At 41.0% G+C, this 8,000-nt stretch carries 6 protein-coding genes and 1 pseudogene; 4 read left to right on the top strand and 3 right to left on the bottom strand.

Annotated features, from left to right (window positions below; translation table 11 throughout):
- Window positions 1-2,382 (bottom strand): TonB-dependent receptor (locus tag HP439_RS16275; protein ID WP_172391398.1); only part of this gene is annotated, 2,382 nt, incomplete at its 3' end.
- Window positions 2,383-2,651: 269 nt separating this feature from the next.
- Between HP439_RS16275 and HP439_RS16270 the strand changes: the two genes are divergently transcribed.
- Genes HP439_RS16270 through HP439_RS16255 form a run of 4 tightly spaced genes read left to right on the top strand, consistent with a single transcriptional unit; the run spans window position 2,652 to window position 5,558 of the window.
- Window positions 2,652-3,494: an ABC transporter ATP-binding protein gene (locus tag HP439_RS16270; RefSeq protein WP_172391396.1), complete on the top strand. Its 843-nt coding sequence runs from the start codon at window positions 2,652-2,654 to the stop codon at window positions 3,492-3,494.
- The gene (locus HP439_RS16265; protein WP_172391395.1) at window positions 3,487-4,299 is read left to right on the top strand and encodes a hypothetical protein; all 813 of its coding nucleotides are present in this window, start codon (window positions 3,487-3,489) and stop codon (window positions 4,297-4,299) included. The genes HP439_RS16270 and HP439_RS16265 overlap by 8 nt, the downstream gene beginning before the upstream one ends.
- 1 nt (window position 4,300) lies before the next feature.
- Window positions 4,301-4,690, top strand: a complete 390-nt coding sequence (locus tag HP439_RS16260; protein WP_172391394.1) for a GntR family transcriptional regulator — start codon at window positions 4,301-4,303, stop codon at window positions 4,688-4,690.
- A complete protein-coding gene (locus tag HP439_RS16255; protein ID WP_172391393.1) occupies window positions 4,680-5,558 on the top strand; it encodes a hypothetical protein in 879 nt (292 codons plus the stop codon). Before HP439_RS16260 ends, HP439_RS16255 begins: the two co-directional genes overlap by 11 nt.
- A gap of 180 nt (window positions 5,559-5,738) precedes the next feature.
- Here the strand turns inward: HP439_RS16255 and HP439_RS16250 are convergent, their stop codons facing one another.
- Together HP439_RS16250 and HP439_RS16245 are read right to left on the bottom strand one after the other, a co-directional pair.
- Complete coding sequence (locus tag HP439_RS16250; RefSeq protein ID WP_172391391.1) at window positions 5,739-7,754, bottom strand: BCCT family transporter; 2,016 nt, start codon at window positions 7,752-7,754, stop codon at window positions 5,739-5,741.
- Between the two features lie 27 nt (window positions 7,755-7,781).
- Window positions 7,782-8,000: pseudogene (locus tag HP439_RS16245) on the bottom strand (mechanosensitive ion channel family protein); the annotation flags it as partial.

Genomic DNA, 8,000 nt, shown 5'->3' with positions numbered 1-8,000 from the left:
GGTCAAGTCGTAGCCTAGGGTAAGGTCGTCAAAAAAGTAATTACGACCTTCCAGACTTAGGTTAAACTGGCTACTGGAGCGGTCGTCCATCGATGCTGTTGAAAACTTAGCTTTGTCCCGACTATAAGAAGCTCTGAGCTGGGTATCTACAATGTCCTCAAGATCAACCCGGAGTTTAAGACCTTGCTTTATACCTAAATTCTCTCCAATGATACGTTCATCGTTGGTTAGCGAGATATTATTGCTATAGCTGGAACCACCGTAATAAGAGATAACGAATTTGCGTTCATCTAGTGGTACACTGACGGAATAGTCACCCGAGGCATTGTAGGAGCCGTTCACATTTGCGTAACTGATTTCTTGTTTAACCTCATCGGCCGCGATATTCTTGCTGGTAACGATTTTATCGTCTATTCGGCCGAAACTCAGTCTCCCGTACAAAGAACTCCCAGAACGGGCGTCCGTCTGCCGATATTCTATTTTTCCTCGATGCGAAAACTCTGGTTTGAGTTCCGGATTCCCGGTTATGACATTTTGGAGGTTAGAGTTATCCGTCACCGGCTGTAGCTGCTGAAAAGCGGGCTGATTGCTGTTACCGTCATAATCAAATACCAACTGTTTCCCTCTGGTAAACTGATAGGCGAACCGAAGTGATGGAACCCAATTGAAATGTTGCTGGAAGGTCTCTATATTTCGAGTGAGATCAAATCCCGACAAGGTGGAAGGTTGCGCAAATAGACCGATGGTAGAATTTATTTTCTCGCTTTTCAATCTGTAATTAAGTCCAAACCGATTGGTCGTAAAACGGTAATCGTAATCGTTACTCAAGGTCTGATTAATCGTTTCCGATCCTTCTGCCGGGTCAATATCAAATGTCTCCTTTAAAATATCGTTCGAAGAGCGATTCCATCGGTAGGCAAGTTCTAGGAATGAAATGGAACTTAAAGGTTCAAAGTATGACCCTTTCGCTTCCATAGCGAGGTTTCCGTCATGATTGTAGGTGTTCTGGTACTGCTGCTCTGCAACGCTATTTTCCTGTTCGTCAATATCCAAATAATCATTTTCTACATGCCTGTCTCCCTTTTTGCTTCCCGAACTAATTTCCATTTCGAGTGTCAAATTTCTCTTCGGTTTTTGGAACCTATGATTGTAAAACACTTCCAGTCCCAGATCCATAGAATGGTCAGATGAGTTTGCTCTACTCTCCCGTTCTGAGCTGGCACTCCGTAGTGCGATGTTACTCAACTCCCCCGTTGTCCCCCTATTCCGCTGAAAGCTGATATCCGGTTCGATTTTTAGATAATTATTGGTATCTGGGCGGTATTCGAAATTCCAGGAAAAACGATGGCTTTTACCGCTACTCAGCTCATTTGTTTCTGTATCCTCACGACGGACATAATCTGGAAAAAAAGTCTCCTTACTTCTGTTTACTCGGCTGTCGTTGTCATTGAACTCAAAACGGTAGCTGCCATATGATTCTAGTGTTTTATTGATTTTTTCCCTATAGTTTCCTTTTATAGACTTTCGATCATTCACGCCTGAAGAACGACTTCTGTTGTTGTTTGCCTGAGCATCCACCGCTAACTGTTGCGTTCCGTTCAGATAGTTTCCCCGTATACGGCCATGATACCGCTCCTGCGTCCCCAAACCCGCAGTTGCCCGCGCGAAATACCCTCGCTTTTTATCCTCTTTAAGATTAATATTGAGTACTTTCTCGGATGTTCCGCTTTTTAGTCCGGTAGCATTAGCCTGTTCTCCGTAATCATCTATTACCTGCAGATTTTTCACAATATCGGCAGGTAAATTCTGGATAGCACCAGCAACATCGTCTCCAAAATATTCTTTACCGTCAAGCCGAATGCTGGTAATCGGCTCTCCATTTGCGGTAATATTTCCATCGGCGTCCACGTCTATGCCCGGGAGCTTCTTTACCATCTCGTCGACAGCATCCCCTTCGCGTACCTTATAGGCCCGAGCATCGTACTGTACGGTATCCTCTTTCAGTGATATGGGTATCATGGCGTTGACCACGACCTCGTCTAATATGCTATTGGCACCGCGCAGAGTGATCGCTCCTATATCGTTAATTTCGAGCTCACTGTCCACTGAAAATCTTCGACGAAAACTATCATAACCGATGGATTTAACGCTAATGTTAACAACACTGTCCCGAACACCAGAAAAGGAAAAAACACCGTGGACATCCGTGGACATCGATAATTTTTGATTGGCGGTCCGTAGATTGATCAAGGCGCCCGGTACAGGAGATCCTGTCGAATCGGCAACCGTTCCTTTCAGCTGAATTCCCTGTCCAAAAACTGCCAGCGCGGTCATCATGAAAGAAATTAAAAGCAATGATATTCTCTTTGTTGAATCTAACAAAACTTATTTATTTAGGTTTATACGTCCGTTACAAAATAGCCTTCTCCAACTCCACTATTCCGTTATTCAAAAGTAAAAAGTTTGATTATTTATTTATTATATCATTTTTACACTTACCTATAATATCTTCTCGAATTGGTATACCACCCTAGTGTAATTCGCAATCAATATGCAACAACATATAACCGTTCTAGTTTAAAAATTAAAAAAAAACTTGCAAGTTCAAAAAGTCTAACTATATTAGTGTATTATTTAAATAGTACACTAATATGATAACTATTAAAAACTTAAATTTCAGTTACAGCAAAAGCCGTCCCTTATTTAGGGAAATGGATATGCAGCTCGAGAGCGGTCATATCTATGGGCTGCTTGGTAAAAACGGTGCGGGGAAATCTACTTTATTAAAGAATATTGCGGGTCTGGTTTATCCACAGAGTGGCAGTATTTCTGTGTTAGGTAGTGATCCTATGAAACGAGAGGTATCTCTATTACAGGACATTAGTTTTATTCCAGAGGAATTCCACCTCCCCGCTGTCAAATCCGACAAGTTTATCAAAACAACCGCGGGTTTTTATCCAGACTTTGACCACAGCTATTTCGAGGAGCTCATTCGAGAATTTGATATTCCCGTTCAGCAAAAGTTAGCCGACATGAGCTACGGACAAAAGAAAAAATATATTATATCATTTGGGCTGGCTGCACGGACTAAGTTGGTCATCATGGATGAACCCACCAATGGACTGGACATCCCTTCAAAAGCGCAGTTTAGGAAAATCATGGCCTCGACAATCAGCGATGAACGTTGCATCATTATTTCCACCCATCAGGTTCGGGATCTTGATAATTTAATCGATACCGTGATCGTTCTAGATGACCACAAAATTGCACTCAACGCTTCCATTTTTGAACTTGCCGATCGATTTGTTTTTAAAAAGATCGCTTCACTAGTGCCCGAAGTGTTGTACGCTGAACCGACGTTGGGCGGATATTCTGCTATGCTTCCAAACGCTACCGATGAGCAGTCCAGGGTAGATCTAGAACTACTGTTCAATGCGATAGTGGACAGAAAAATTGATTTTGCTAACATTTTTAACCCGGTACCCCATGAGTAATACATTTGATTTTAGCCGATTTTCTCGATTGATCAATCGGCAGTGGATAGGATTTGGTAAGATATACCTTATGTCTCTAGTTATCATCGCGGGAATCTTTATGGCATTTTTCGGCTACCACATAAACCAGGCTAGTGAATCGCAAGACGCTCATGATATCGCGACAATGTTTTCCTTTAGACCATACGTATTTACCGTCATCGGGCTAGCGTTTATCGCGATCGTATCAAGCTCCTACTTTTCCGGGCTTGGACAAAAGTCGAAAGCAATTTTTGAGATTTTGATTCCTGCATCACAGCTGGAAAAGTTTCTATCAGCGGTATTTTACACAGCACTGCTGACAACCGCATCGTATTTTCTATTGTTCTATCTAATTGATTTTGGGTTTGTCTCCTATGCGCGTGCTAACTTTCATTCAGCGGAAACCTATTTCTCACCGGACTTAAACAAGGACGTTACCCTAGACCGACTGACCTATTTCTTTGTGACTCCTCTACCGGATGAAATCTACTGGATGTTATTTTTACCGTTCCTGCTCAGTGCGATCTTTTTATTGGGTTCCATTGCCTTTAAGAATTTTCACTTCATAAAAACGGCGACTGTAATTGTTGCGTATTGTTTTGTATTTATACTGGCAACGATTAAAATTATGACCTGGATTACAAAGGATACTGTCGCCACAGAAGGGAACATATTTTTTAATGAGGAAATGAATATCATCAAAATATTCTGTGCGGTCGGTATTGTATTAACGCTGCTGCTCTGGGGCATATCGTTTCTGCGATTAAAAGAAAAGGAGGTATAATATGGAGTTCAATTCAAACAAGGCTATCTACCTGCAGATTGTAGAGCACGTCTGCGAACAGATTATGTTAAAAGTTTGGGCTCCCGAGGATAAAGTCTCCTCTGTACGCGAGCTCGCGGTACAACTCGAGGTGAATCCCAATACGGTTATGCGCGCCTACGACTTCCTGCAGCAAAAGGAGGTTATCTATAACAAACGCGGCATAGGATTCTTTGTCTCACCCGACGCTATGGGCGCGGTGAAATTATATAAAAAATCGGTCTTTTTAGAAGAAGAGCTACCGCAGGTGTTTCGAAACATTTACTTATTAAATATTAGTTTGGACGAACTGAAAGATCGTTATCAGGCTTTTGTAGATCAAAATTTTAACGCGAACCAAGATGAAAACTAGCAACAAATTATTAATCATACTAGCCGTCGCCCTATTTGTGATTCCGGTGGTGGGAATGGTCTATTACGCCAAAGTCAACCGGGTAGATGGAAAAATGTACGACGCTGCCATTAAAAATGAAGGAAAAAACGCAGATGTCGCCGATCGATTTCTAATCAGCAGGAAAGTGGAACAATTCGACAAGGTCGTTATCGAGGGTTCGAATAACTTATACACCAGTGTATCCGTCGTAAAATCCAATGTGCCGCTGGTTAAGTTTACTAAAAACACTGAATCAGTGTTTACAACTTCTGTAGACCAAGCAACCAGGACCTTAACGATTAAGGTAGATTCACTCAAACGGTACCGTTATTCATCTATTTTTGTATTTGTTCCGGATCTAGAATCAATAACATTGAATAACATTCAAATTTCAAAATTTGATACGGACTTTGACCATGTCAATATTCTAGCTTCAAATATCAATAATAGTTTGAACTTCGGTCAGAATAGCGGCTTAAAATCACTAACGCTTACCGTCAAAGATTCGCGGTTCAGCATAGGGAAATCCCACCGCGACGACTCCTTTTTGACGGGGCTTGAAAATTTCGAGCTTAATATCATAAATGGTGGAGTTTCCTTGGCACCTATGAACTACAAATCAATTAGAGTTAATCTACAAAACTCCGATTTCAATTTTATTAACGAAGATAGAGGGGATCAGACCAGCGCGTCTAGTATACAGGATCTAGCCATTAACAGCCAAGGAATCGCGGACATAAGTTTGCCAGAAAAAACCGTAGAAATCGGGAAATTAAGTGGCTCCCTGTCCGACAGCACGACGACCAACTTACCCCATTATAAGGTGAAAAATCTTTTCAATAAATAATTTAAAAAACTAGTAACAACTATAATACACACAAATAACGCAATAAATAGTTTAGCTATAAAATTTTAAATATCATCTGTTGTAAACTAAAAATGGACTCTATCAGCGCTGGGATGATAGAGTCCGTTTTTTTAAATGCCTGCAAAAATTACATGGGGTCTTCAGCCACAATCAATCAAGCTATTTTAAGTTTTTATTAGCGTTGCTACTAACGAATAGTTCATTTTTTTCTTCTGATATAATTTCAAGGAACCGTTCATAATGTTTTAGGACATCACTTATCAGTTCATTACGCGTAAAATACTGAACATCGTACCCGTCTCTTGCATCCCCAAAGTAGGAACGGGGATAATATGTGCTGTTTTCCGCCAGATCGGGAAGGTTTTCTTCTTCCATGACATACTCCGATACCACCTTCACTTGATTTCTTACGCCATAAATAAAATTGTTTACGATGTCGTGCTTTATCTCAATTTCCAATTTAGTCGGATTTTTAAACGTGTTAATCTTCGCTTCAATGCCATTAGCCGCAAACTCCCTCTGCAGTTCCATAAACGCATCCTTTACAGTTCCGTTAATAATTTCGTCAACCGAACTACTCGTCTTGAATGAAACAATTTGTTTCAATCGTTGCTTCCAATAATCACCTATCCAAGGAGTTGTGGAAACAGAAAATTCGCGTTCATAATAGCTCCGGTCCACCGTAAGCCCTTTCACTAAGCTGATACAAAATAAAATCATGATCAACGAGAATGGCAGGGCCGTTATTAAGGTCATCGTTTGCAGCGCTTCCAAACCTCCCGCATTAAGCAGCATCAGCGCAAGCACGGCAAGCAGCGTTCCCCAGAAAACCGTTTGCCATTTTGGGGATTTAACTGCATTTTGAGTTGCAATACTGTTCATGACAAGAATCCCCGAATCGGCGGAAGTAACAAAGAATATGATGATAATAGAAATGACCAGAATACTGGCTATTTCATAAAAGGGCAGATATTCCAAAAACCGGAACATCAGTGCATCCGGATTATCAACTAATGCGCTCAACGCCCCATCAGCAATATTCAGGTCGAACCAGATTGCACTATTTCCAAAAACCGACATCCAGATAAAATTAAAAAGGGTTGGTATTATCAACACTGCCGTCACAAATTCTCTAATTGTTCTTCCTTTGGAAATTTTAGCAATGAAAAGACCAACATAAGGAGACCACGAGATCCACCACGCCCAGTATAAAATTGTCCAGTCGTAAAACCACGGCAAGGTACTTTCTTCGTATACATGCGTACCAAAAGTCAAATCAAAAAAACTGTTGATATAATTTCCCAGTCCCTCCGTAAAACTTCCTATCAGGTATACTGTCGGTCCAAGAAATAGCACAAAAAGTAGCAAAACCACAACTGCAATAATATTGATCTTACTCAGAATCCGAACACCTTTATCCACGCCTGTGGTAGCTGAGATGATCGACAGAGACGTCAAAACCGCCACAATAATTACCTGATAAAATAACCCTGTATCTGGAACAATATTCAGTATATGCAAGCCCGCGTTGACCTGGACGACACCAAATCCTAATGTCGTTGTAATTCCGAAAAACGTACTGCATAATGCAAAAATATCGATCGCATTCCCCCATTTTCCATTAATCTTGTTTTTTAGTAGCGGGTAAAAACAGCTTCTTAGCGATAGCGGTAACCTATATCTATACGCAAAATAGGAAAGCGAAAGCCCCACAATTCCGTAGATTGCCCACGCATGGATACCCCAGTGGAAAAATGTATAAAGCTGGGCATTCTTCGCCCTGCTGACAATATGCCCACCAGAAAAGACATCGCTAGAATAATGTTGCATAGGTTCCGCGACACTAAAATACATCAGCCCGATGCCCATACCGGCAGCAAACAGCATCGAAATCCACGAAAAAAATGAATATTCAGGTTTACTGTCATTGGGTCCCAAACGGATATTGCCGAATTTGCTAATCACAAGGTAAACAAGGAAGAAGACAAAAATGGTCACCGTCCATACATATACCCAGTTTAAATTAACAAATATAAACACCTTGACACTGTCCAAAACACTGGCAGTCCCGACAGGGAAAAATATGGATAGTAAACAGATACCAATGATGAAAAAAAGGCTTGGTAGAACAATCCCTTTTTTAAACGTAGATTTTGGAAACTTGAATGAACTCATAGCGCCGAAGGTAACAAAAATAAATTTTTACTGTTTATTACGAATATGGATGTCCCGTTGTGGAAATGGAATTTCGATTTCAGCATCGTCTAACGCTTTTTTACAATCTACGATCAATTGTTCTTGCATTGTCCAAAAATTATCATTCGAAGTCGTTACCCGGACGGACAAGTTTATTGCGCTATCACCAAGCTCGGTCACGACCACTTGGGGAGCCGGGTCGTTAAAAGCGAACTCATTACTTGC

Source organism: Sphingobacterium shayense (genome assembly GCF_013179575.1).
Taxonomy (GTDB): Bacteria; Bacteroidota; Bacteroidia; order Sphingobacteriales; family Sphingobacteriaceae; genus Sphingobacterium; species Sphingobacterium shayense.
This window is presented reverse-complemented; position numbering and strand designations above follow the sequence as displayed.

Coding starts and splice junctions, on each gene's coding strand:
- HP439_RS16270 (WP_172391396.1), top strand. CDS start 2,652: ATGATAACTATTAAAAACTTAAATTTCAGTTACAGCAAAAGCCGTCCC.
- HP439_RS16265 (WP_172391395.1), top strand. CDS start 3,487: ATGAGTAATACATTTGATTTTAGCCGATTTTCTCGATTGATCAATCGG.
- HP439_RS16260 (WP_172391394.1), top strand. CDS start 4,301: ATGGAGTTCAATTCAAACAAGGCTATCTACCTGCAGATTGTAGAGCAC.
- HP439_RS16255 (WP_172391393.1), top strand. CDS start 4,680: ATGAAAACTAGCAACAAATTATTAATCATACTAGCCGTCGCCCTATTT.
- HP439_RS16250 (WP_172391391.1), bottom strand. CDS start 7,754: ATGAGTTCATTCAAGTTTCCAAAATCTACGTTTAAAAAAGGGATTGTT.